The organism is Nocardia sp. Tas62D01 (genome assembly GCF_055232035.1).
On the sequence record NZ_JBUYUZ010000001.1, the window covers coordinates 4,641,804 to 4,665,773 of the forward strand.

Annotated in this window: 21 protein-coding genes and 3 pseudogenes; 14 read left to right on the forward strand and 10 right to left on the reverse strand. The window is 65.4% G+C overall.

Going from position 1 to position 23,970, the window contains the following annotated elements; translation table 11 throughout:
• Window positions 1-40: 40 nt before the first annotated feature.
• The 3 genes from ACV7NQ_RS22030 to ACV7NQ_RS22040 all read left to right on the forward strand — a co-directional run bounded on the left by ACV7NQ_RS22030 (window position 41) and on the right by ACV7NQ_RS22040 (window position 4,238).
• Window positions 41-973, forward strand: coding sequence for an NADP-dependent oxidoreductase (locus tag ACV7NQ_RS22030; RefSeq protein ID WP_463361391.1), 933 nt, complete (start codon window positions 41-43; stop codon window positions 971-973).
• A gap of 919 nt (window positions 974-1,892) precedes the next feature.
• Window positions 1,893-2,873: a phosphotriesterase family protein gene (locus ACV7NQ_RS22035; protein WP_463361392.1), complete on the forward strand. Its 981-nt coding sequence runs from the start codon at window positions 1,893-1,895 to the stop codon at window positions 2,871-2,873.
• Window positions 2,874-3,090: 217 nt separating this feature from the next.
• Window positions 3,091-4,238 (forward strand): IS3 family transposase gene (locus ACV7NQ_RS22040; RefSeq protein ID WP_463358517.1). Its coding sequence is split into 2 segments (ribosomal slippage): window positions 3,091-3,361 and window positions 3,361-4,238, totalling 1,149 coding nucleotides; the frame shifts between segments, so codons are not numbered across the junction.
• 930 nt (window positions 4,239-5,168) lie between these two features.
• Here ACV7NQ_RS22040 and ACV7NQ_RS22045 read toward each other — a convergent pair.
• Window positions 5,169-5,605: pseudogene (locus ACV7NQ_RS22045) on the reverse strand (winged helix-turn-helix transcriptional regulator).
• 122 nt (window positions 5,606-5,727) lie between these two features.
• Here ACV7NQ_RS22045 and ACV7NQ_RS22050 point away from each other — a divergent pair.
• Window positions 5,728-6,645 carry an NADP-dependent oxidoreductase gene (locus tag ACV7NQ_RS22050; RefSeq protein ID WP_463361393.1) on the forward strand — a complete coding sequence of 306 codons (918 nt, stop codon included), beginning with the start codon at window positions 5,728-5,730 and terminating at the stop codon, window positions 6,643-6,645.
• Window positions 6,646-6,748: 103 nt separating this feature from the next.
• On the forward strand, window positions 6,749-7,612 hold the full coding sequence (locus ACV7NQ_RS22055) for an LLM class flavin-dependent oxidoreductase (protein WP_463361394.1): 864 nt from the start codon (window positions 6,749-6,751) through the stop codon (window positions 7,610-7,612).
• Between the two features lie 39 nt (window positions 7,613-7,651).
• On the opposite strand, the gene ACV7NQ_RS22060 is transcribed toward ACV7NQ_RS22055, so the two are convergent.
• Entirely contained in the window at window positions 7,652-8,878 is a 1,227-nt protein-coding gene (locus ACV7NQ_RS22060) for an IS110 family RNA-guided transposase (protein ID WP_463361395.1), read from the reverse strand.
• An 811-nt stretch (window positions 8,879-9,689) separates the two neighbouring features.
• The gene (locus ACV7NQ_RS22065) at window positions 9,690-10,196 is read right to left on the reverse strand and encodes a carboxymuconolactone decarboxylase family protein (protein WP_463361396.1); all 507 of its coding nucleotides are present in this window, start codon (window positions 10,194-10,196) and stop codon (window positions 9,690-9,692) included.
• 170 nt (window positions 10,197-10,366) lie between these two features.
• Here ACV7NQ_RS22065 and sigJ point away from each other — a divergent pair, with 170 nt between their 5' ends.
• The 5 genes and pseudogenes from sigJ to ACV7NQ_RS22090 form a co-directional block, all read left to right on the forward strand.
• The gene (gene sigJ, locus ACV7NQ_RS22070; RefSeq protein WP_463365767.1) at window positions 10,367-11,248 is read left to right on the forward strand and encodes an RNA polymerase sigma factor SigJ; all 882 of its coding nucleotides are present in this window, start codon (window positions 10,367-10,369) and stop codon (window positions 11,246-11,248) included.
• 355 nt (window positions 11,249-11,603) lie between these two features.
• Complete coding sequence (locus ACV7NQ_RS22075; protein WP_463361397.1) at window positions 11,604-11,756, forward strand: hypothetical protein; 153 nt, start codon at window positions 11,604-11,606, stop codon at window positions 11,754-11,756.
• 67 nt (window positions 11,757-11,823) lie between these two features.
• Window positions 11,824-12,777, forward strand: coding sequence for an aldo/keto reductase (locus ACV7NQ_RS22080; protein WP_463361398.1), 954 nt, complete (start codon window positions 11,824-11,826; stop codon window positions 12,775-12,777).
• A 375-nt stretch (window positions 12,778-13,152) separates the two neighbouring features.
• Window positions 13,153-14,362, forward strand: a pseudogene (locus ACV7NQ_RS22085) (IS256 family transposase).
• Window positions 14,363-14,550: 188 nt separating this feature from the next.
• Window positions 14,551-14,964 (forward strand): annotated as a pseudogene (locus ACV7NQ_RS22090) (DUF4158 domain-containing protein); the annotation flags it as partial.
• A gap of 121 nt (window positions 14,965-15,085) precedes the next feature.
• Here the strand turns inward: ACV7NQ_RS22090 and ACV7NQ_RS22095 are convergent.
• Entirely contained in the window at window positions 15,086-15,565 is a 480-nt protein-coding gene (locus ACV7NQ_RS22095) for a hypothetical protein (RefSeq protein ID WP_463366116.1), read from the reverse strand.
• Between the two features lie 138 nt (window positions 15,566-15,703).
• Complete coding sequence (locus ACV7NQ_RS22100; protein WP_463361399.1) at window positions 15,704-16,291, reverse strand: hypothetical protein; 588 nt, start codon at window positions 16,289-16,291, stop codon at window positions 15,704-15,706.
• A gap of 737 nt (window positions 16,292-17,028) precedes the next feature.
• Here ACV7NQ_RS22100 and ACV7NQ_RS22105 point away from each other — a divergent pair.
• Complete coding sequence (locus ACV7NQ_RS22105) at window positions 17,029-18,279, forward strand: IS110 family RNA-guided transposase (RefSeq protein ID WP_463361400.1); 1,251 nt, start codon at window positions 17,029-17,031, stop codon at window positions 18,277-18,279.
• Between the two features lie 80 nt (window positions 18,280-18,359).
• Here the strand turns inward: ACV7NQ_RS22105 and ACV7NQ_RS22110 are convergent, their stop codons facing one another.
• Window positions 18,360-18,998 (reverse strand): XRE family transcriptional regulator, encoded by a 639-nt coding sequence (locus tag ACV7NQ_RS22110; protein WP_463361401.1) that lies wholly within the window; start codon window positions 18,996-18,998, stop codon window positions 18,360-18,362.
• Between the two features lie 242 nt (window positions 18,999-19,240).
• Window positions 19,241-19,822, reverse strand: coding sequence for a transposase (locus ACV7NQ_RS22115; protein WP_463357812.1), 582 nt, complete (start codon window positions 19,820-19,822; stop codon window positions 19,241-19,243).
• Window positions 19,823-19,837: 15 nt separating this feature from the next.
• Here ACV7NQ_RS22115 and ACV7NQ_RS22120 point away from each other — a divergent pair, with 15 nt between their 5' ends.
• Entirely contained in the window at window positions 19,838-20,050 is a 213-nt protein-coding gene (locus tag ACV7NQ_RS22120) for a hypothetical protein (RefSeq protein ID WP_463361402.1), read from the forward strand.
• Here the strand turns inward: ACV7NQ_RS22120 and ACV7NQ_RS22125 are convergent.
• Window positions 20,013-20,843, reverse strand: a complete 831-nt coding sequence (locus tag ACV7NQ_RS22125) for a transposase (RefSeq protein ID WP_463357814.1) — start codon at window positions 20,841-20,843, stop codon at window positions 20,013-20,015. The genes ACV7NQ_RS22120 and ACV7NQ_RS22125 overlap by 38 nt on opposite strands.
• Window positions 20,844-21,235: 392 nt before the next feature.
• Between ACV7NQ_RS22125 and ACV7NQ_RS22130 the strand changes: the two genes are divergently transcribed.
• On the forward strand, window positions 21,236-21,592 hold the full coding sequence (locus ACV7NQ_RS22130; protein ID WP_463361403.1) for a hypothetical protein: 357 nt from the start codon (window positions 21,236-21,238) through the stop codon (window positions 21,590-21,592).
• Complete coding sequence (locus ACV7NQ_RS22135; RefSeq protein ID WP_463361404.1) at window positions 21,589-21,762, forward strand: hypothetical protein; 174 nt, start codon at window positions 21,589-21,591, stop codon at window positions 21,760-21,762. Before ACV7NQ_RS22130 ends, ACV7NQ_RS22135 begins: the two co-directional genes overlap by 4 nt.
• Before the next feature lie 101 nt (window positions 21,763-21,863).
• Here ACV7NQ_RS22135 and ACV7NQ_RS22140 read toward each other — a convergent pair whose 3' ends face one another.
• Both ACV7NQ_RS22140 and ACV7NQ_RS22145 read right to left on the reverse strand, forming a co-directional pair.
• Window positions 21,864-22,928: an IS110 family RNA-guided transposase gene (locus ACV7NQ_RS22140; protein ID WP_463361405.1), complete on the reverse strand. Its 1,065-nt coding sequence runs from the start codon at window positions 22,926-22,928 to the stop codon at window positions 21,864-21,866.
• A 725-nt stretch (window positions 22,929-23,653) separates the two neighbouring features.
• Entirely contained in the window at window positions 23,654-23,962 is a 309-nt protein-coding gene (locus ACV7NQ_RS22145) for a HigA family addiction module antitoxin (RefSeq protein ID WP_463361406.1), read from the reverse strand.
• Window positions 23,963-23,970: the final 8 nt, after the last annotated feature.

The window sequence follows — 23,970 nt, forward strand, 5'->3', positions numbered from 1 at the left end:
CTACTTCCTAAGGCAGCAAGTCAAATTTACGTTCGACTGTATGAAATCGATAATTCTTCGCAAATTCGGTGGACCCGAGGTCCTCGAACTTGTCGACATCGACCTTCCGGAACCGACCCAGGGACAGCTACGTATCCGCGTCGCGGCATCGTCAATCAACCCCATCGACCTGTCCACCCGCGCGGGACGCCTCACAGACGCGGGAATGATGGCACCCGCGCCAATCGTCGGACTCGGCTGGGATGTGGCAGGACACGTCGATGCCCTCGGCCCGGGTGTTCGCCGGTTCGCCCTCGGTGATCCAGTGGTCGGGCTCAGAGACCTACTGTTCGCCCCCGGCGCACACGCCGAGCACGTCATCCTCGACGAGTCCGCCGTGGCGGCCGCACCTACAACAGTATCGCTGATCGAAGCGGCAACACTCCCGCTGAACGCATTGACCGCGGACCGGGCCCTGCAACTCACCGAACTGCACCGCGGACAAACTCTGCTGGTCACCGGCGCGGCCGGTGCGGTAGGAGGTTTCGTCCTCGAACTCGCGGCGATCCGCGGGCTGCGCACCATCGCGCTTGTACGCCTCGGCGACGAGGATCTGGTTCGCGATCTCGGCGCTGACGAGGTACTTACCTCGACCGAACATCTCGGTCCCACCGTACGACGATGGGCGCCAGGCGGTGTCGACGCAGTCATCGACGCGGCTATCCTAGGTATCAAAGCCCACGATGCCCTGCGCGGCGAAGGAACATTCATCACCCTGGTCCGCCCCTTCGCCCCGCCACCGATCCGCGCCACCAAAGTCCTTGTCGCCGAGGTATTCGCCGACGGCCCTCGACTCTCCGAACTCGTAGCACTCGTCGACACCGGACAGCTCACCTTACGGGTCGCCCAAACCTTGCCACTCGACCAAGCCCACGCGGCTCATACCGTTGTCGAACAAGGGGGACAACGTGGACGTGTCGTGCTGCTGCCATAACAACACAAGCAGGGCATAGGTGACGAAAGGATAGGTCTTCAGGCCACGACTCGACCCCAGCGAACCGTGCGCGCCAGAGCACAGGCTCGGACTGGCATCGGCGGACATGTAGTGGCTGGGACCGCCTGTGCTGACCGAAGGCCGCACCTCGTGCCGATACTTCGCCCGACCCGCAGCCCGAGAGCCGTGTGCCAGAGAGGTTCACAGCCGCTGAGCCCACATCGATAGCACAACGAGTTCCGAACGGTGACGGTCACTCGGCGACGCCCCATCTCGTGACCGCAGTCGCACGGTCGTGACACTCATGCTTCGTTCGAAACCATGCATTCCGCGCCAACACGGCACCGCCGTACACGGCCAGTCCGCGCCACAGCAAGCCCCAACCCGCCCTGATCACGACTCCTCCGCGTTTCCGGGCACACCAACGGAAATATGGTCTGTCTCACAGTTCAGTTCGTAGCATGTCTCACATGCGCAGCTCGAAGCGAGTGTGCAAAGGAGACGTCATGAAATACTCACCGCAGCGAAATATGCGTTTGATCCAATTACCGGGTAGGCGGTTGCGCCGGACTGTATTTCGACTCGCCTATACGGTGCAGCGCACCGACTGAAGCCCGCCCGTTGGTTGAGGTCATGAGCCTCGCCATCGGACCGTGGGCTCCCTCGACGAGCCAATCGGCAACCGGGATCGACTCGATGCTCGAATCTTGTGCTGATGCGCAGTAGCGTTCTCCTACACTAGTTTTGGTGTTCATCGGCGCTCTTCCGGTTTCGGAGCGAAACGTGCGGGTGGAGTTGACCCTGCCGTGTGGTCCGGGCGGCAGGTCGGCGGCTGACCGACTCCGTCTCCGACTCGGTAACGCAGGACTCGCTGTCGGAAGCCCATTTTTACCCTGCCCCATATAAGGAGACAACCACCGTGACGCAGATCGAAACCGTCCGCGGAACTATCGACACCGCCGATCTCGGAGTGACGTTGATGCACGAGCACGTCTTCGTGCTTACCGGGGACATCCACCAGAACTACCCGGCCGAATGGGGTTCGGAAGAAGAACGTATCGCCGACGCCGTGCAGCGGCTGCGCGGCGCCTACGACGCGGGCGTACGCACGATCGTCGACCTGACGGTGGTCGGGCTCGGCCGCTACATCCCGCGGATTCAGCAGATCGCCGACCAGGTTCCGGTCAACCTGGTGGTCGCCACCGGCGTCTACACCTACGACGACGTCCCGTTCTACTTCCACTACCGCGGCCCGGCCCTGAACGCGATCGTCGGCGCAGAGGTCCCCGACCCCATGGTCGGCATGTTCATCGGCGACATCCGCGACGGTATCGCAGGCACCGGGGTCAAGGCAGGCATGCTCAAGTGCGCGATCGACCAGCAGGGGCCGACCTCCGGAGTCGAACGGGTCATGCGCGCGGTTGCCAAGGCCCACCTCGAAACCGGCGTTCCGATCACCGTGCACACCCACCCGGGCTCCCGCACCGGCCTCGAAGTCAAGCGCGTCATGTGCGACGAAGAAGGCGTCGACCCCGGCAGAATCGTGCTCGGCCATAGCGGCGACACCACCGACTGCGATCACCTCGCCGAACTGGCCGAGGCCGGCTTCGTCCTCGGCATGGACCGCTTCGGCATCAACCTCGACACCACCTTCGAGGCCCGCGCGGACACCCTCATCGAAATGGTGCGACGCGGCTACACCGACCGGATGGTGCTTTCGCAGGACGCGAGCTGCTACCTCGACTGGATCGAACCCGCCGCAATGGCGGCCCTGCCGCAATGGCATTACACCCACGTGTTCGACGACGTGTTCCCCTACGTGCTCGAACGCGGCGTCAGTAAGGAACAGATCGACACCATGCTCGTCGAGGTTCCGCGCGCGTTCTTCGAGGGCCGCTGAGGCGCCCACGAATCGCCCCGATCCGGCGGATGGGGACGGAGCGACATGAACGGTGGCGACGCCCATCTGCACGCGTCGCCCGCCCCGCCGTCGTCGAAGATCGGCCAATTGCAGGGGCCGACACTTTCACAGCACCTGGCCCGTCCCCAATGAATGAGACCGCTCGGTATTAGAGTCCTGTTGGCCCTGGTAGGGGCCAGAAGGGACGATTGGGATCATGGCTGGAGGACGGAAGCGGCATTCCGCGGAGGAGATCGTGCGGAAGCTGCGCCGTGCCGATGAGCTGGCCGCGGCCGGTAAGTCGGGCGAGGAGATCGCCGCAGAGCTGGAAGTGTCGGCGGCGACGTTGTACAACTGGCGCCGCTCTTACGGCGGTATGGATACCGATGCGGCGAAGGAGCTCAAGGAGCTGCGGGAGCAGAATTCCCGGCTCAAGCGGCTGCTGGCCGAGGCGGAGCTGGAAAAGGACGCCCTGCGGGAGATCAGCCGGGGAAAATTCTGAGCCCAGCGTCCAAGCGCCGTGCCGTCGACATGCTCACAGCAGTGAAGGGCGTGTCGGAACGGTTCGCGTGCAAGGTCGTTGGGCTTGCTCGTTCGACGTATCGGCGGCTGCCCCTCGCGCAGACCCCGGATGATCCGGACGCCGGTTTGCGGGCCTGGCTGCGCTCGTATGCTACGAAGAACCCGTGTCACGGGTTCCGGCGGGCGTGGGCGCGGTTGCGGTTCGACGAGGGCAGCTCGGTGAACAAGAAGAAGGTGCATCGGCTCTGGCGGGAGGAAGGGCTGCAGGTGCGTGAGCACCAGCCGCGTAAACGGGCCGGCGTTTCGTCGATGCCGCCGGTCGATGCGGATGCACCGAAGGTGGTGTGGGCGTTGGATTTTCAGTTCGATTCCACCATCGACGGCAGAGCGGTGAAGATCGCGTCGATGGTCGATGAACACACCCGTGAATCACTATTGCATCTGGTTGAACGCTCGATCACCGCCGAGCGGCTCGTCACCGAGCTCGAGAAGGTCTTCACCACTCATGGTGGGTCGCCGACGGTGTTGCGGATGGACAACGGGCCGGAAATGATTTCCCATGCGCTGCAACAGTTTTGCGCAAACCGGGTCGGGATCATCTACATCCCACCGGGCACGCCGTGGAATAACGGATTCGTCGAATCGTTCAACCGTCGGCTGCGCAAAGAATGCCTCGACCGGAACCACTGGACAAGCCTGCTCGAAGCCCGCGTCGTCATCGGCGACTACAAGGTAGACCACAACCGACGACATCGACATTCGGCGCTGGGCTATCTGACCCCGGCCGAGTACGCTGCCCGCTGCAGCCACAGCCACCACCCGGTGGCCTGCGGCATCAACTGAATACGGATCGAAAACAACCTGGCTCTAAAACCGGGTGGTTCCGTCATCGGGGACCGGTCACACCCACGCCACCATTACATCGGCCGATGCCGCGGCACCGCGGCGACAATCGTCAGGTTCGGCGAACTCGGACGGAGAATGCGACACCCGGTCGGGTCGCGCCGAACAACATCGCGCTCTGCACTCGATCCGACCCAGCCGCCAAACACCGGACGAGCTTCGGCGCGCGGTCGGCCGGGAACGGCTAACCAACAGTCGATGAGTTCCTGACCGATCCGACTTCTCTCACTCCGCCCTTTCCGGCCTGGACCTGGGCCATCCCGCGCGTCCTCAGCGCCGAATCTCCTACTGAAGTGTTCTCGCCTCGGCCGACCGGAATGCGATCGGACCGACGGTTTCTCACTGTGGGTGAAGGCAAGGAGGCGTGGGTTGGCTCTGGCGGCAGTGCGCGACCTGCGGGAGCTGCGGGCTCCAGCGACCGAGGACGAGATCGCTGCGTTCGAGACCGACGTGCTATCCGGGTTCGTGCTGGCCCGTGCTTCCGCGGGGCTGGTGGACTCCACGATCCGCAACGACGTCAATCACCTCGAGCTGATTCGCGATTGGTTCGGGCGGCCGTTGTGGGAGATGCAGCCCGGCGACGCCGACACCTATTTCGGGAAGGTGCTGCGGGATGCGAAGCCGTCGACCCGGACCGGCCGCGCGGCCGCGCTGACGGTGTTCTTCCACTTCCTGGAGCTGCGGCACACCTCACCGGCCACGTCGTCGAATGCCCGCTCAATGGGCGCGCGAACGTCCAGGAGTCGGCCCCGAACTGAGGTCCGTGGCCGCCGTCCGTCGAGCATTTGGGCCGTGAGCACAGTGCAGCCGGCCGACCGGCATGTGGCCGGATCGAGGGTCGGTATCCCGCGATGGCCGAGATTGGAGCGTTCAGATGATGCGGGTGTCGTAGTCGTCACGGTTGGCGAGTACTTCGTCCATGTGCGCCTCTGCCCAGTCTTTGATGCCGCGCATCAGGTGGTGGAGCGAGAGACCGAGGTCGGTCAGCTCGTATGTGACCGTCGTCGGCACGGTCGGGGTTACGGTGCGGGTCAGCAGGCCGTCGCGTTCTAGGGAGCGCAGTGTCTGGGTGAGCATCTTCTGGCTGACCCCGGCCAGCCGACGCGACAGTTCGGAGTACCGCATCCCCGCATCCCGACGCGGTCGCTGCCGGGATGCGGGCCGTCGCTGCCGAGCGCGGCCAGGATCAGCGCGACCCACTTGTCGGAGATCCGGTTGAGTAGTTGGCGGCTGGGGCAGCCCGCCAGGAACGCGTCGTAGTCCGCCTGCGCCTGTACCCGCTTCTGGGCCGCCGTCGTTGTGGGCATGGACCGCTCCTTCCTACCGAGGGGTGGCTTACGCACTTCGAAGTTCGTACTCCCCGTCAGAGAGTTACCACTCCATAATGGAGCGGGTCAAGCGCCGAACACAAGCCAGGAGAAGTGAAACCATGAGCATGTCCACCTTCCGCGCCGCCGTCGTCCGCACCCCGAGCGGACCTGACTCGATCGAGATCATCGATGTTCCCGTCGCCGAGCCCGGACCCGGCGAGGTTCGGGTCGCGGTCGCCGCAGCACCGGTCAACCCCACCGACCTCGGGGTCGTGGGCGGTTTCTTCCACGACATGGGCCTCATCAACCAGCCCCACTACACCGGCCTGGGCTGGGACTTCGCCGGCACCGTGCGCGCCGCCGGTCCCGAGGTAAACCTGGCCGTCGGCACCCGGGTCGCTGGTGTCGTCCTCGGTTTCGACCGCGACTTCGGCACCTATGCCGAACAGCTCGTCGTGCCTGCCGCCGGTCTCGCCGTGGTGCCCGACGGGCTCGACCTGGTCGCGGCGTCGACGGTGCCGCTCAACGGGCTGGGTGCAGCGCAGATCGTCGACTTGCTCGGCGACTCGCCCGCCGATGGCAACTGGCTGCTGGTGACCGGCGCGGCCGGGGCGATCGGGGCGAACGTGGCCGCGCTCGCGCCCGACCGCGGCTGGCAGGTGACCGGCCTGGCCCGAGCTACAGACGAGGAGTTCGTGCGCGGTCTCGGCGCCGACTTCGCCACTCACGCCGAGCCGGGCTGGGACGCGATCGTCGACGCTACGCCGCAGCAGGTGTGGGGCCTGGCCCTCGTCCGCGACGGCGGAACTTTCGTCGGCGTCCGACCCAACATGGTGCCGGCCGCCGACCGCGGCATCAGGGTGAACGCGCTGGTGACGCAGCCCGACGGTCCGCGGTTGGGCGAGCTGCTGACCCGCGCCGCGTCCGGCCGGTTGCCGACCCGAGTGCATGCGGTCGTGCCGTTGGACCAGGTCGCCGACGCCCACCGAGCCATGGCCAAGGGCGGGGTGCGCGGTCGCTACGTGCTCGAGCCCTGATCAACTCGTCCACCCAGGCGCTCGCGCTGTTCACCCGCGCCAAGACCCCGGCTACAAGCGATACCTGAACTCGACGAAATGCCACGACACCAAAGGAATTCCAATGAAGGTCCTAATCGGCCTACCGAACCACATCGCCGGTGTCCCCAGGCCCGTCCTGGGCGAATGGGTCCGCCGCGCCGAGCAACGCGGATTTGCCGGTGTCGCCACCGTCGATCGCCTCGCCTACCCCAGCCTGGACACGATCGTCGGGCTGGCGATCGCCGCCGGAGCCAGCACGAACCTCGAACTGGTCACCAATATCCTGCTGGCACCGCTGTACCCGCCGGCAGTGCTCGCCAAGCAACTGGCCAGCCTGGCCGACGCCGCCGGCAACCGCCTCGCCATCGGTATCGGGGTCGGCTCGCGCGAAGACGACTATGCCGCTGCGGGAGTCGATTTCGCCGACCGCGGACGCCTCCTTGACCAGCAGGTCGAGGTCATGCAACGCGCATGGTGTGGTGAACCTGTCGCCGGTGACACTCCCTTGTGCCCAGCGCCCGTGCAGATTCCGCTGCTGTTCGGCGGGACGTCGAAAGCCACGATCAGGCGAGCTGTCACCGTCGGCGAAGGCTGGGTCGCCGGGGCACTGCGCGACTATCCGGCCCAGTCGGCGTTCGCCGACCGCATCCGAGCCGGATGGAAGGACGCCGGCCGCCTCGGCAGCCCCCGGATCCATGCTTCGGTCAACTTCGCCCTGGGCGACGAAGACCTCACCCAGGCCGGTCGGGATCACCTCACCCGCTACTACGGATTCATCCCCGAATACGCTCAACTCAATGCGGCCGACATGCTCACCTCCGCCGAGGACGCCCGCGAAACCATGCACGCCTACCGAGATCTGGGCTTCGACCAACTGATCTTCCACCCCACAGTGGCATCGTCGGACCAGGTCGACCGCCTCGCCGACGCGGTCCTTGAGGTATGACACTGAATACGTCGGAAAGACATCCCAGGAGTTTTGATGTCAAGTAGCGAGTGGCTGAGGGTGGTTGGGCCAGGCGGTGGCTTCGTTGTAGAGGGTGCGGGTTTTGAGGCAGCCGTGCAGGATGCCGACGAGGCGGTTGGCGAGTTGGCGCAGGGCGGCGTTGTAGGCGAGGCCGCGGGCTCGTTGTTTGTCGTAGTAGGCGCGGGCTCCGGGGGATTTGCTGATGGCGATCGAGGCCTGGCTGATGAGGGCGTCGATGAGCCGGTCCTTGTGCACGACGCGGGCCAGGGCGACTTTCTGTTTGCCGGAAGCGACGGTGATCGGGGAGGTGCCGGCGTAGTTCTTGCGTTTCTTGGCCGAGGCGTAGCGGTCGGGGTCGTCACCGAACTCTGCGAGCACCCGGGCACCGAGTATCGTCCCCAGCCCTGGCTGGGAGGTGATGATCTCAGCGGCCGGGTGCGCCCCAAAATGCGCCTCCACCTGCCCTTCCAAGGTCTTGACCTGCTCGTTGAGAGTGGACAGGACCGCAGCCAGGGCCCGGACCGAGGCTGCGTAGGCGGCGGTGACCACTGCGGGCTGGCCGAGCTGGGTGGTGCGCAACGCGGCCTGGATCTTGGCGGCCTTGCCCGCGACGCCGTGGCGGCGGGCCTGTTTGAGGACGGTGCTGATCCGGGTGATGGTCAATGCCGCGGCCGAGGCGGGGTCCGGGGCGAGGGTCAGCAGCTTCAGGGTGTCGGGGGCGTCCAGGTCGGTGAACGCTTCCAGCGCGGCGGGGAAGTAGTCACGCAGCGCATGCCGCAACCTCAGGGTGTGGCGGGTCCGTTCCCAGATCAGGGTTTTGTGGGTGCGGGTGATCACCTTGATGGCCTCGGCGGTGGCGCTGTCCCCAGCAACTTGCCGCAGCTGGTGGGCATCGAGGCGGACCATGTCGGCCAGCAGGTGTGCATCGGCCGGGTCGCTCTTGGCGCCGGAGACTCCCAGCCGTTTGCGGTAGGCCTTGGCTTGCAGCGGGTTGACCCCGAATACCTGATATCCGGCGGCGACCAGGGCGTTCACCCATGGGCCGCGGTCGGTCTCGATCCCGACCAGTACCTCGACATTGTCGGGGTTGGTCTCGCCGATCTGCCCGGCGATCATCGCGTGCAGCCGAGCCATGCCCGCCACGCCCTCGCTCACCCGTGCTTTGGCCAGCCGGTGGCCGGACTCGTCCTGGATCTCCACATCGTGGTGGTCTTCGGCCCAGTCATCTCCAACGAACAGACGCAACGCTTCTCCTGCTCCCGTGTGCGGTCCCGAGCATCAGCAGCCCACCGGAGGAATCAGCGACCTAATGAAACAGTGCTCACACCAGCACGAGTACGCGGTGGGCACGACATCCCAGCAGTGATCCATCCATCCGGCCGACCGGCAGGGGCACGCTCTTTCGTCAGGACTCGAAGTCCAGGGGCAAAGAGTGCTCACCTACCAGTGGCTACCAACCAGGAGTCTGCCCGATGGCCTACTCCCAGAACTCATTAGGGGCAACGGTGATGTCCTGGCTGTGAGGTGGGCACGCCTGACCAGCGGTGATTACGTTCGCATCTGACGCGAAGTTTTCGCATTTGGTGTGAGACGTTACGGATCCATCGTTCCGGAATCATTGTGCTGCTGCGGTTCTGGAACGGTGTCGTATGGAACGACTTCTGGAACAGTCCATGGCGGCTTTTAGGCCTACCTTGGCTGCTGTCGGGGTCCCGGTAGAAACGGCGCGAAAAACAACACATTTGACCCAGCCCCAAATACTGTCGCGGAGTCGCTTCGCGCACTGTTGAGGCGGTCGCCGCAGGTCGGCGCGCAGGCTGCCCCGGATACCTGGCTGATATCTGGGGCAGCTCTCATCGAGCCGCAGGGGCGCTGACCAGCTGATATACCGAACCTCGTTGTTTTCCGCGCCGTTTTACCGAGACCCCGATTCGGGGTATAGGCCACCTGGTCGAAGCCCCCACGGCGGCTCACGCGCGGCGCGCTAGCGAGGTCGGGAAAGCCACATTCGAGACCTCCCCGAACCCCGCGATACCGGAAACCTAGCCGGCCCGTCTCATGTCCACTGCTCGGCCGCAGGCTTGCCGGCCAGTGGTTTGCCGACCGTGGCAAGCGCGGCGAAGAAGTTCACTTGCCCGATCGCGATCACCAGGGTCGTGAGCGCCTGGGCGTCGTAGTACTCCGACACGTAGGCGAACAGCTCGTCGGACACTCTCTCGGCCTGCGTGGCCGGCTGGAGTACGGCTTCGGCCAACGCTAGCGCGGCACGCTCGGCGTCGGTGAAATAGGGCGCGTCCCACCAGGTCGCCACTGCGGTGATCTTCTCCTCGGACTCTTCTCCCGCATTACGCAGGTTGTCGGAATTGAAGATGGTCAGATAGGTGTTACCGACGATCTGGCCGGCCCGCAACTGGATCAGACTGATCGTGGTCTGCGGCACCGCGCCGTTGCTGGTGGCCTTGAACAGTGCCCCGGACACGGCTGCCAGTTCGGGAACGAGCTGCATGGGGTTGGACAGACGAGAACGCATCGGCTTCTCCTCGGTGGTCGAACGTGATTCCATGACTGGTCTTCCTTTCGATCTTCAGGTTGCCCCCGGTGCTATGACGTATCGGGACCGACGAATGTGACCGATGAGCGAGAAGACCGGTTGAACAGCCGAGTCCGGCGGTCACATCGGCAGGGCCGGTTTCGTCAATGAAGTGACGAAACGATCCGGGAGGACCTGTGACTGTGGGCAAGGAAGACTTTCTCGCGAAACAATTCGAGGCTCATCGCAGCCATCTGAAGGCTGTGGCGTACCGGATGCTCGGCTCGTTGAGCGAGGCCGACGACGCCGTCCAGGAAGCTTGGATACGGCTAAGCCGCTCCGACGCCAGCGATCTGGTGAACCTGGGCGGATGGCTGACCACAGTCGTCGGAAGAGTATGTCTGGACATGCTGCGCTCGCGCGTGGCACGCCGCGAGGAACCCCTAGAAGCCCACATACCCGACCCGATCGTCAGCCCGGAGACCGGCGCCGACCCGGAACACGAGGTGTTGGTGGCCGACTCGATCGGTCTGGCACTACTGGTGGTTCTGGAATCGCTCGACCCCGCCGAACGGCTGGCGTTCGTACTCCATGACATGTTCGCCGTCCCATACGAAGACATCGCCCCGATCGTCGGGCGCTCCCCCGCAGCCGCCCGAAAACTGGCCAGCCGCGCCCGTGGCCGGATCCAGGGAGCCCCCGCCCCAGACACAGACCTGCCCCGACAACGCCGGGTCGTCGACGCATTCCTAGCCGCAGCACGTCACGGCGACTTCGACGCGCTCCTCACCGTCCTCGACCCCGACGTAATCCTGCGCGCCGACACCGGCGCACTACCCATAGGCGGATCGAAGGTCGTCCGCGGAGCCGCAGCCGTAGCAGGGGGCGCACTCACCTTCTACCGGCTCTCCCCATCGGTGCAACCCGTACTCGTCAACGGGACCGCCGGCCTCATCAGCACACAGGACGGACAGCCGAACGCGGTCATGGCCTTCACCATCACCAACGGAAAAATCGTCGCCCTCGATCTACTCACCAACCCCGACCGCCTCCGCCAACTCGACCTGACCGCCCTCACACACTGACGGGCCCGTAAGCCCGAGTTCGACAGTTGGGGTGCCGCAGTTCGTGCAGGTCCACCCTGTTCTGGGCAGTCGAGGTCTCGGTAGAAACGGCGCGGAAAACAACGAGGTTCGGTATATCAGCTGGTCAGCGCCCCTGCGGCTCGATGAGAGCTGCCCCAGTCAGCCAGGTATCCGGGGCAGCCTGCGCGCCAACCTGCGGCGACCGCCTCAACCGTGTGCGAAGCGACTCCGTTATCTGGGGCTGGGTCAAATGTGTTGTTTTTCGCGCCGTTTCTACCGGGACCCCGACGGGCGCGGCCCGAAAGGCGTGTAACCGATGAACTACGTCCGGAAATTCGACCGCGAATGAGGGCCGATGATCATCAGCATTCGTGCTCGGTTGGGGTACCCCAACCTGGCACATCGTTCGGACGATCGCCCGGATGCGCCCTTCGCCGTGCGGCTGCCGCAGCTACTGGCGCCGGAGACCCGTTACAGCCGATTGAGCTTGACCTGGAGTGCGCTCTAGCTGAGAGGCTTGTTTCGTGATCGGCCGGGGGCAGGCTCGGCCGGGGTGCCTCGAGGAAGGAGTCAGGATGCGTACCACGACGCTCGGCGAGCAGGGACCGGAGATCGGCGTGATCGGGCTGGGTTGTATGGGTATGACACACGCCTATGACCCGACCGGCCGGGATGACGCCGTGTCGATCGGGGTGATCCATCGCGCGATCGAGCTGGGTGTGACGCTGATCGACACGGCCGACGCCTACGGTCCGTACACCAATGAGGAGCTGGTCGGGCGGGCCCTGGCAGGTCGCCGCGACCGGGTGATCCTGGCTACCAAGGTCGGGCTGGTGCCGGGCTCGCCCACGCAGTCCCGCAGCCTTGACGGGCGCCCGGAACACATCCGGGGAAGCATCGAAGCCAGCCTGCGCCGGTTGGGCACCGACTATGTCGACCTGTACCAGCTTCACCGGGTCGACCCGGACGTGCCGTTGGAGGAGACCTGGGGCGCGATGGCCGAGCAGGTCCAGGCGGGCAAGGTCCGCGCGATCGGGTTGTCCGAGGTGACCGTCATGGAGATCGAGCGGGCCGCGCGGGTCCATCCGGTGGCGAGCGTCCAGTCCGAATTGTCGTTGTGGACCCGCGACGCACTTGCCGAGGTGGTGCCGTATTGCCAGATCAACGGCGTCGCGTTCCTGTCGTACTCGCCGCTGGGCCGCGGCTACCTTACCGGGGCGATCCGCAGCGTCGACGACCTGTCCGAGGGCGACTGGCGGCGCGTCAACCCGCGGTTCCAAGCCGACACACTTGCCGCGAACCAGACCATCGTCGCGCGGGTATGCGCGGTCGCCGAGCGCTTCAGTGCCACGCCCGCGCAGGTCGCCCTCGCCTGGACCCTAGCCCAGGGCCGGTACGTGATCCCGATCCCCGGCACCAAGCGGCCGACATACCTGGAAGATAACGCGGCCGCAGCCGACTTGACTCTCTCCGCCGACGCGCTGGCCGAGCTCGATGCGCTACCCGCCCCGGCCGGCGCCCGCAACTGAACTTCGGCCACGGTTCAACCGGCGGCCAGCGGGCCACCCCTTTGCTTGGACAGCATGCCGACCAAAGCGAAAGGACCTGCCGACGAAAGCCAGGCCCGGTATGGGTAGACCCCAACGCCACGCCGGTAACCAGCCGGAACAGCATCAAGACAACGTCTTTCGCTGAATTTCTTGACGCAAGTCCGCCGCCTCGATCACGGTCCCGCGGCCAACACGGCCCTTGACCAACAACCGAACGGCCAAGGGACTGTACGGTAAACGGTGTAACTCCTGAGACAGAAGGAGCTCACTGTGACTTATGTGATTAATGAGGAGATGGTAGCCGAGCTGGACGCGACCCGAGCGGCGCCGCCGGAGGGTGACCTGATCCGGCAGATGGTGGACCGCGCCCGCGCTGACGGTTTGCGGCTGACCGGTGAGGGCGGGCTGCTGGGGCAGCTGACGAAGGCGGTGATCGAGTCCGCGCTGGAAGGCGAACTCGATGACCACCTCGGCTACGGCAAGCACGACCCGGCCGGCCGTGACGGGGAGAACTCCCGCAACGGCAAGCGAGCCAAGACGGTGCTGACCGACACCGGCCCGGTCGAGATCAGTGTGCCCCGCGACCGCGGAGGCAGCTTCGCCCCGAAGCTCGTAGCGAAACGCCAGCGCCGCCTGTCGGGGGTCGATGACATGGTGATGTCGTTGTCGGCCAAGGGATTGACCCACGGTGAGATCTCCGCGCACCTGGCCGAGGTATACGGCGCCGATGTCTCCAAGCAGACGATTTCCACGATCACCGACCGCGTGATCGAGGGTATGGGCGAGTGGGGAGAACCGGCCTTTGGACTCGGTGTATCCGGTGATCTTCATCGACGCGGTCAATGTGAAGATCCGCGACGGCCAGGTCGCCAACCGGCCGATCTATGTCGCGTTGGCGGTGACCCGCGAAGGCACCCGAGAGGTGCTGGGGCTGTGGGCCGGGGAGCACGGCGACGGGGAGGGCGCGAAGTACTGGCTGCGGGTGCTGACCGAGATCAAGACCCGCGGCGTCGCCGACTGCCTGATCATGGTGTGCGACGGACTCAAGGGCCTGCCCGACGCGATCAGCGCGGTGTGGCCGCAAACGATCGTGCAAACCTGTGTAGTTCACTTGCTGCGCAACAGCTTTCACTACGCTTCTCGCAAGGACTGGTCCGCGATCGCGAAAGACCTCAAACCCGTCTACACCGCGGCGTCGGAGTCCGACGCGCTCGACCGGTTCGCCGAGTTCAGCGAGAAGTGGGAGAAACGGTATCCCGCGATCATCCGGTTGTGGACCAACGCATGGGCGGAGTTCGTGCCGTTCCTGCAGTTCGACAAGGCAATCCGCACCCTGATCTGCACCACCAACGCCATCGAGTCCATCAACGCCCGCATCCGCCGCGCCGTCAACGCCCGCGGCCACTTCCCGAACCAGCAGGCCGCCCTCAAATGCGTCTATCTCGCGGTCATGAGTCTCGACCCCACCGGCAAAGGCCGCAAACGCTGGTCCAACCGTTGGAAAGACGCCCTCAACGCCTTCGAGATCACCTTCGACGGACGCCTGTCCGCCGCACGAAAGTAACCGAGCAATCAATCAGTTACACCGGAAACTTGACAGTCCCACGGCCAACGGCGTTAGCGAGCCGGGTCGGGCGGAGTTACCGCCGTCCACCGTTCGGATGCGGGTGGCGTGTCGTTGAGGGGTCGATCTTGTAACGGGTTGAGTGACTCCGAGTCGTCTGTGTGGTGGTCCGCCCTACGTTGCGGCGTATGCCGGTTGAGTTCCTGACTGATGATGAGGCACCGGCCTATGGCCGGTACGCGGGGGTTCCGTCGCAGGCAGACTTGGAGCGGGTGTTCTTCCTCGATGATGAGGACCGCGCGCTGATCGATCGCCGCCGTGGCGAGCACATCAAACTCGGGTTCAGCCTGCAACTGGTAACTGTTCGCTGGATCGGGGCGTTCCTGGAGGATCCCCTCGATGTGCCGGTGGGGGTGCTGGACTTTGTCTCCGAGCAGTTTGGGATCGCTGATCCGTCGCAGGTGAAGCGGTACACCGAGCGGGCCAAGACGAAGCTGGATCACCAGTGGGAGATCCGGCGGGTTTACGGGCTGAAGGAGTTCACGGCGGTCGAGGCGGAGCTGCGGGCGTGGGTGGCGGCCCGGTCGTGGACGTCCGGGTCCGAAGGCGATCTTCACGGACGCGGTGGGGTGGCTGCGGGAGCGGGACGTGTTGCTGCCGGGGGTGACGACGCTGGCGCGGCTGGTCGCCCAGGTCCGCGACGACACCACACCCGGACGCCGACTACGGGCCGCTCAACACCTTCGCCCGAGGGAGGGTCGACCTGCGGAAGGTGCGCAAGCACTGGCAGGACGCGTGTTGCCAGCGGATGCAGCCGACGCGCAGCCGCGCGATCTCGTCACTGCGGTGCCCGGAGAACAGCCAGGTCAAGGTAACCGCGCGAACCAGCTCCAGCGGATAGAAGTTCCCGGCGTGGGACTGCGGGAGATCCTCGGCGTGCAGGTTCAGCCCGGCCCACATCAGTTTCGCCCAGACATCATCAGCGATGACTCGGGGATCGGGGCCGAGCAAAGCAGCGATGCTGTGCGGGACGGCCAGCGCGCGTTGCGGGTCGAAACGCCTTGGCAGCCAATCCCATTCCTGGCAGTCCCGGAAGAATCGGCGCATCGCGGCGATCTGGCCCGCTTTCGTGGGAGCTTCCAGCGGCTTGCCGAGGCGGTCGTTGAGCCCGATAACGCGCTGAACGTAGTCGCCGACTTTCATCCGGTCCAGTGCGGCGATCCGGGTTGCGCAGGTCTGTCAGGTCCAATCCGGTGGGATCGGCGGCTTCAGGGTGTTCGGCTTCCAACCATCGGCCGACTCGCAGCAGCGTGGAACGAATGCTGCCGCGAACGCGCGGAGTTACTGTAACGTCGAGGTGTCGTGCCAGCGTTCGACCCAGCGGGCCCATTCCGGCGCGCCGCCGGTGGCGCGGGCCGAGTGTCGGCCCGTCCGTTGCTGCGGCGGATCGCAGAAGCTCAGTTCGGCGACAGCCCGCTGCATGGCATACAAGGTGTTGGCCCGTTCGGCGGGCAGCAATCGCTCACGCCGAATCCATTCGAACAGCTCCGTGCTCAAGTCCTCGAGATGCGGGCTGCGGTTGAGCAGCAACACCAGGCAGGCGATCGTCGGCAGCAGCGTGTCCTCGGCGCGGCCCAACTGGTAGCCCCAGCCGGCCAGCACCGAGCGAATTCGCCCGATCTCGGGCGTCGACCAGGTCGCGGCCGAAGATGTGCCAGGCCAGGGCAAGTCGGCTGAAACTGCCCAGCCGGTAGAACGCGGTGAAGCCACCGAGCAGGAACGCGTGCGCGACCAGATAGGGCGCACGGCGTCGTCGACCCAGTGCGGCATCGCCGCGCGGAACTCGTGCAGGTCCGCGCCGATGAGCCCGGCCCATTCCTCGTCGGTCCACGACCAGAAGGCGCGGCCGGTCTCCGCGCAGCGCAGCAACACCACAACCGTCGTCGAGCACCGCCCGACGACGGTCGGATGTCGCAGGCGCCTGCAGTGCGGCAGCAGCCTCGTCGAGCGGCCGCAACAGCCGACCGATCTGCCTCCATCCCCTCGCGGCGGGATCATGACGAGCCAGCCGACGCAGGTTGTCGCGCCCGAGTTCGGCGATCGCATCCTTCTCCGAGCCCCGCAGCGCGGGTGTCGTGTCATAGCGGTCCGGATCGATCGGCGACTGCCACCGACTATTGTTGTCCGGTCGGTCGGCTGCCGCTGAGGCGGTCACTGGGCCACCACCGTATGGTCGGTGCCGGTCAGGGCTGCGATGCGCGAGGCGTGGATGTGCTGCATGCCGCGGGCGAGTGGGCTTCTCCGTCACCCTGGAGCCCGCCACCGCCGCCTGAGCAGAACCCACAAGTAAACAACCGCAACATGACCCGGCTCCGCTTCGCTGCGCCGGGTGGCTTCGCCACGCCTGGTCACCTTGGGTCATTTTCCGGTCAGCATCCCGGGCCGCTTCGCTGGCCCGCCGTGGAGGCGGGAAAATGGGTGCGCGTTCGTCCCGGAACCCCGTAATTTTCCTTGATGCCTCGAGTTCGTCGGTCAGCATGGCGGTTCGGGAGCCACCGACAGGAGTTGTCGATTGTTGCCATGAGCACGCGGATCAGAGTCTTCAGATCCCTGTGGCTCCTCCGGGCGGACGCCCCTGGCAGGACACGGTTTCCGGAGGAATGTTCGTGGAGTTGTTGCATGAGCGGTGCGCCGCGTTGGACATCGGCAAGAAGGATCTCAAGGCGTGCGTGCGGACACCGAGCGTGAGCAAACGTAAGCGCTCGCGCAACCAGGAGATCCGCATGTTCGCCACGACCACCAACGCCCTGCTGGAGTTGCGGGACTGGCTGGTCGAGCAGGAGGTGACCCTGGTGGTGATGGAAGCGACCGGGGATTACTGGCGGGCGGCGTTCTACTTGCTGGAGGACTGTTTGAACGTGATCCTGGTCAACGCCTCCCACGCCAAGGGTCTGCCCGGCCGCAAAACCGACGTCTCCGATGCGGCGTGGCTGTGTCAGATGGGTGAGTGTGGCCTGTTGCGGGCCTCGTTCGTGCCACCCGAACCGATCCGGCACCTGAGGGATCTGACCCGCTACCGGACCACGCTGACGGCCGAACGCACCCGGGAGGCGCAGCGGCTGGAGAAGGAGTTGGAGGACGCCGGGATCAAACTGTCCAGCGTGGCCACCGACATCCTGGGCCGCTCCGGCCGCCAGATGCTGGCCGCGTTGATCGCCGGCGAGCAGGACGCACAGGTGCTGGCCGACATGGCCAAAGCGCGGATGCGCCCGAAGATCCCACAACTGGTCGAGGCGTTGACCGGCAACTTCGGTGAACACCACGCCTTCCTGTGCCGGCTGCATCTGGAACGAATCGATCAGTTGTCTGCGACGATCGAGGAACTCTCGACACGGATCGAGGAGCAGATGCGCCCTTTCTCCCGCACGATTGACCAGTTGGTGACCATCCCCGGAGTCGGTCGGAGGGTGGCCGAGGTCATCATCGCCGAGACCGGCGCCGACATGAGCCGATTCCCCACCGCCGGACACCTCGCCTCATGGGCTGGGGTATGCCCCGGACACCACGAATCCGCCGGCAAACGCCGATCGGGCAAAACCCGCCACGGCGACCGGTGGCTGACCGGTGCGTTGGGCACCGCGGCACTGGCCGCCGCCCGCACCCGCGACGGCACCTATCTCGGCGCGAAATACCGTCGGCTCGCGCCACGAATAGGCAAGCAGAAAGCCCTTGTCGCCCTGCAACACTCGACCCTGGCAGCGGTCTGGCACATGCTCACCGACGACGTCGACTACCAGGATCTCGGCGGCGACTACTTCGCGCGCCTGGATCCCGAACGCGCCATGCGACGCATCGTGCGCCAAGCCAACGCCCTGGGATTCACCATCCGCTTCGACCCCATCGAAGGAGCCGCCTGACCCCGGCCAAGCGGTTACCTCACCTTCAATTTTCGGGTCAGCAGCGATGCTGGGGGGCGTTTTTCGCTAGGGTCGCCCGTCTAGGACAACTCGGGCGGTCGGTTGAATGCGTCGACGGTTGCCTTCGTTGTCGACGGGTCCTGTAGCACCAGTTCCCACGGTCCACTGTTGATGTCGAAGCTCTTGCCGAACCCAACCCACTTACCTGCCATACGGGTACCGGTCAGCTCGATCAGAAGTTGGATCGCGCCATGGTAGCGGGCACCGCGGTAGTAACCCTCTGAGGCGGTTCGTTCCGACCATGTGCCGGTTACGACGTTCCCGTCAACGGTCAGATCCATCTCCATCGACGACGACGCCGAACCGGGCAGACTGCGAACGGTCAGACGATCGTCGTGCTGCAGGATGACGACATAGTGGACGGCGGTAAACGTCGCGTCCCTGCCGCTGGAGTAGTACTCGTAGCGAGACAGCCAGACCCCGTTGTAGCCGTTGGACTTCTGTTGCGCTCGCGCTGTGCTGTGCGCGGGGTGTACCTCGGCGGAGATATCGCCAATCGCCGATTCGACCACAGTGCCGTCGTCGCTACTGGAGAAACTATGTCCGGCCATGACCATGCCGAACCCAAGCGTTTCGATGGGCAGGCCCATGACCCGCTCGAGGGCTCGGGCATGGGACGGCCGCGGGTGGATGGTAATACCCGATTCCCACCGCTGCACGAGTCGCTTGGTCGCGCTGGTGCATCCCACGTCGCGGAGTGCCCGCGCTAGGTGGTTGGTGTTAAACGAGGCCTTGTGAATCAGAGCCGGTAAATCCGTGGCGTGGGCGATGCCATGGAATGGTCCCTGGATGTGTGGGGACGGTGTCGGGATCATCTGGTCGCTCGGCGGATTGGTGGTTTCATGGGGGCGGGCGGCTGATGGGTCTTGACAGCTGCGGATATAGCTCTTGGCGGGGCCTGTCAGGCGGTCGCGGTTGTCCAGGTTCGGTCGGGGCCGCCGGCGATGCCGAGGACCGTGAGCCTGGCGAGGTTGATCGCGGCGGCGAGCAGGGAGAAATCGGCTGCGACTTTGTCGCGGCCGAGGACACGGGCGCGGCGACCACCGTGCTTGCGTCGCATCAGATGCCCGATCTTGCGTTCGACTTTCGGGCGGGTCGCCCGGTACTCGGCACGCCACGCGGGATCGGCCTGGGCGGTGCGGGCACGGACGAGTTGCGCCTCATACGGGGTGATGGTCACATTGCGCCCCTTGCTGGAGCTGGTGCACTGGGTCGCCAAAGGGCAACCGGCGCATGCCTTTCCGAACGAGGCAACCCTGTTCCCGGAATCCGCGGTGGCTGGGCGGATCGCCGCGGTGATCCCGTTGGGGCAGGTGACCGTGTCATGTTCCAGGTCGACGACGAAACGATCCTTGGCGAACCGACCGTCCCTCGACGCGGGGGGCTGAACCTTCGTCATGATCTCCGCGTCAGCGTCCTCCAACTCCTCGAGCAGCTTCCCCGCTCCATAAGCAGCGTCGCCATACACCGACAACCGTTGCACGGCAACGCCATCCGTATGACACTCGTCGCCGTCGGCGCGGGGTGCCCCACCGTCGCTGTCACCGCACATCTCGTCGATCTCGTCGATCTCGTCGATCTCGTCGGCGTCGTCGATCTCGTCGGCGTCGTCGACCTCTGTGTCGGCGCGGTGGGGCAGGTCCTCGGCGAGCAGGTCGGTGGCCGCGTCGACATCACCGGTGTTGCCCGGAGTGAGGCGTGGTGGCGGTGACGATCTCCGAATCCGGATCGACCGCGACGTGCCCCTTGTAGCCGTCGAAACCCCGCGCGGCGGTCTTGTGTCCATGCCGTGCCTGCGGATCCACGATCGAGATCACCCGATCCTTCGCCACCCGACGCGCGATACCGAACACCCCATCGACGTCCTCGTCGAGATCCTGACCGATCACCGTCGCCAACAACTTCGCGGCCTGGTCGATCCCCGCCGACAACTCACGCCCGTCCACCACCGCCAACAACGCCCGCGCGTCGGTGGCCAACGCGTCGACCAGCGCTTCCCGCGCCTCGGGGTCGTCGTAATCACAGACCGGTTTGCCCGCCGCCACATAGTCGTCGTCGCGACGCAACACCGACCGAAGCTCCGCCTCCAACGCCAGGTCCGCGACCCGCAACAACGACCGGATCGCCGAACGAATCAACGTGACCGTGTCCATCGTGGCCACCGCGTCATACAACGGCGTCGAGTCCAACACCCGCTTGCGGCCCACCAACCCCGCCGCCTTCGCCACCTCCAACACGGCTTCGAAGATCCGGTTCGGCCGATCCGAGGACGCCAACCTGGCCCGCATATCCACCAACACCGTGTGCACGAACCCCGGATAATCGAAATCCAAACCCCCCGCCGCGTACTTCCACCGCGCGTCGAACGCAAACCGGTCGGCCGCCTCCCGATCCGACAAACCCTCCAACCGCTGCAACACCATCACCACCGCCACGATCATCGGCGGCACCGACCGACGCCCCACCACGGTGAACAGATCAGCGAACATCTCATCCGGGAACAACCGGACACACTCCCGATGCAACACACCATAAATCGAGCCCGCCGCCACCCGACCCTCGCAGAAATGCACAGTCGACCGAAAAAGATCAGCCTGCCCCGGCGTCCGTCCCAACGTCACCCAGTCATTCAACTCGAGCCCCACCCAGCCGGTCAACGCCAGACGAAAAACACCAGCCACCTAGGTCGTCCTGGCTCATTAGGCGTGCGTTTCGGGCCGCACGTAGCGCCGTGTTCGGTGTGTTGCCCATGTCGCTACGCTACGTCTTTGACGCCTAAATGTCGCCTTGAATATTGGCGCATTGACGCCGCGTGCGTCGTCGCTTGGACACGTTGTGCCGGAACACGCTGGAGACGCCCGACACGCACTCCCGACACCCCAAGGTGGCGCGCCCCATGCCAGCTCAAACGATCGCACCCATTGTCGTAGTCGCGGCCGTAGCCGCCCTATGGTTGGCCGTCCGCTACCTACTGCCCTGGCTGATCGACAGGGACGATACCCAGCCCGCCGGAGCGGTGATGTCGGCCGACATCCTGATTCGCGTTGCGGCCGAGGGGGTTTTGCGCGGCGACTCGTGGCAGCTCGAGTCGTCCCACCGAGCACCGACCGACCCGTACACCCCGGAGCGGGCGCACAAGGCGATGCAGTGGCATCGCGAATGCCCCACCGACCTGTGCGCCGCGAAGCACGCCGCGTTTTGGACCCTCGTCGATGCCGGACGGGTCATCCCTGATGTGAGGACCGTCCGATGAACCGCCGGGACGACCACTGCGACAACCCCCGCATCCACCCGATCACACCGCAGCGCGCCAGCGGCATCGTCGCGATCCACGAGGACTGCGAACCACCGTGCCCGCGCAAGCGCGCGGCCCTGCTCTACCTCGCCGAGCGCGTCGCGGCCGGTCTTCGGGAGGAACTGTGACTGACTGGCCCGAGGGTGATCACGAACGCCCTGCCGGATGGCTGGAACACCACGACGGGACATGGTCCGTGGTCGATGAGTACGGGATGCTTCTATATTTGTCAAGCCTTGCTGGGTGTTTGGTGGGCAGCGGTGAGGATGCGGAAGAGTTGCCTGGTGACGTAGCGTTTGAGGCTTCGCGTGATCTCTTTGGTTGTGCGGCCTTCGGATCGTCGGCGGGCAACGTAGGTGCGGGTTGCGGGGTCGATGCGCATACGCACGATGACGATGGTGGTCAACGCCCGGTTCAGTCGGCGATCGGCACCGCGGTTTAGCCTGTGGCGCACCGTGTTTCCCGACGATGCCGGGATCGGAGACGTTCCGGCGAGTGCAGCGAACGCTGCCTCGGACCGTACTCGTCCTGGGTGTGACCATGCGATCATGACCGACGCTGCGACGACGGAGCCGACGCCGGGCACTGCGGTCAGCTCCGGCGTGGTGGCTTGGACCAGTGCGTCGAGGCTTTTGCGATTGTCACGCAGTTCGGTGTCGAGTGCTCGGATTCTGGTTGCCATCCGCACTGCCTCGGCCCGGTACGTTCGCGCGGTGACGTCGTCGGACGGGCGTGTGCGCCATGCGGCGATGGCTTGGATCTGTCTGCCCGTCAACGGTTTCCGTGCGTCGATGTCCAGCTCGACGGTGCGGACCAGAGCGGTTAACGCGTTGACGGCTCGCGTGCGTTCACACGTCATCTGTTCGCGGGCGATCACGAGAACGCGCATGGCGACGCGGGGTCCGTCTGCTCGTGGTCGACGTAGTCGGCCGACATCGACGGACAACACCGATCTGGCGATGCGCACCGCGTCGAGCGCGTCGGTTTTGCCGGTGCCGCGCCGGTCCGCTGCCGCCATCGCGGAGGGTTCGGCTACCGGAAACCCCGCCGCGATCAGGCGCTCGGCCAGGCCGGCGCCATAGGAGCCGATGCCCTCGATGACGACGAGGGTGGCCCGTTCACCAGCCCGACGTGTGATCCATGCTCGGGCTCGATCCAGCCCGGCCGTGCTTACCGGGAAGTTTGCCTGATCGACTGCGGCGCCGGTTGCGGTGGCCACGATCGCCAGCGCGTGGTTGGCGGCGTGGGTGTCGACACCGATGACGAGTTCGTACTGATCTGCGACGATAGGCATTGCGGCGAAAGTCCTCCTGATGGGCGACGTCGTAGGTCGGCGTCGGCCCGGAAGGAACACTTCGAGGCAGGCCTGTAATGGGCCACGACCCCGCGGCAACGGGGGGTCGGGCAGGCTTCTGATCAAGCCACCGAAGCAAGACCGGGCCGGCGTCGCCACCACAACCGATGGACAGATCCCGGCAAGTGCACTCGAAGAGGCAAAGCGGTTCACGAGTCACACCAGGCTGCGGCGACGACACCGATCCTGTCAGCCAGCCCCGGGCCGGCCATCACCAACACTTACAGGCGGTTCACGGCCGGTTCAGGGTGGTCGACGGCCGCGCGGTCCCGGTCGACGACGACCTGTAACCGATCCCCTGAAACACAAGAGGCTCTCTGCCACGAAGGGAGGGGGCCTCTTGTCTTGCGCTCACCAGCACCCCGCTCACTGGACTCCGACTGGCTGACGAGGGTCGCTGCGTTTCGATAGCAAATGTGCCCGAATAGCGCCCGACGCAGGTCAGGAGCTGTAAAAATTGTCCCTGACCTGCGGTTATGCCGTGCCCTCGGCAGGATTCGAACCTGCGATACCCGCTTTAGGAGAGCGGTTTGTGGCCAGTTTGTCGTGTTGGTGGGAGTTGGTGCAGTTGGACCAGTCGGCCTGACCTGCGTGTTCGCTGTTGGTGGCGTTGGTCAGATTCGGGTATCCACGATAGTCCTGCGTACTCCGTGCGTACTCTCCAACTAACAGGCGACCGACTGGCGAGGCGCAATCCGGCTGAGTTTGTCGCCGAGGTTCTCGCGCTCACGTACCAGGTCGTATTGCGTCTGAAGGTTGATCCAGAACTCGGGCGTGGTACCGAAGTACCTGGCCAGCAGCAGCGCGGTCTGTGTGCTGATGGCCCTCTTGCCATGCACGATCTGGTTGATCCGCCGTGCTGGGACATCCAGCGCCCGTGCAAGCGCGTTCTGGCTGATCTGCAATGGCTCCATGAACTCTTCCGCGAGAATTTCGCCAGGAGAGGTCGGAGGCAGTGGTGTCGTGGTCGTCATGGTCTCTC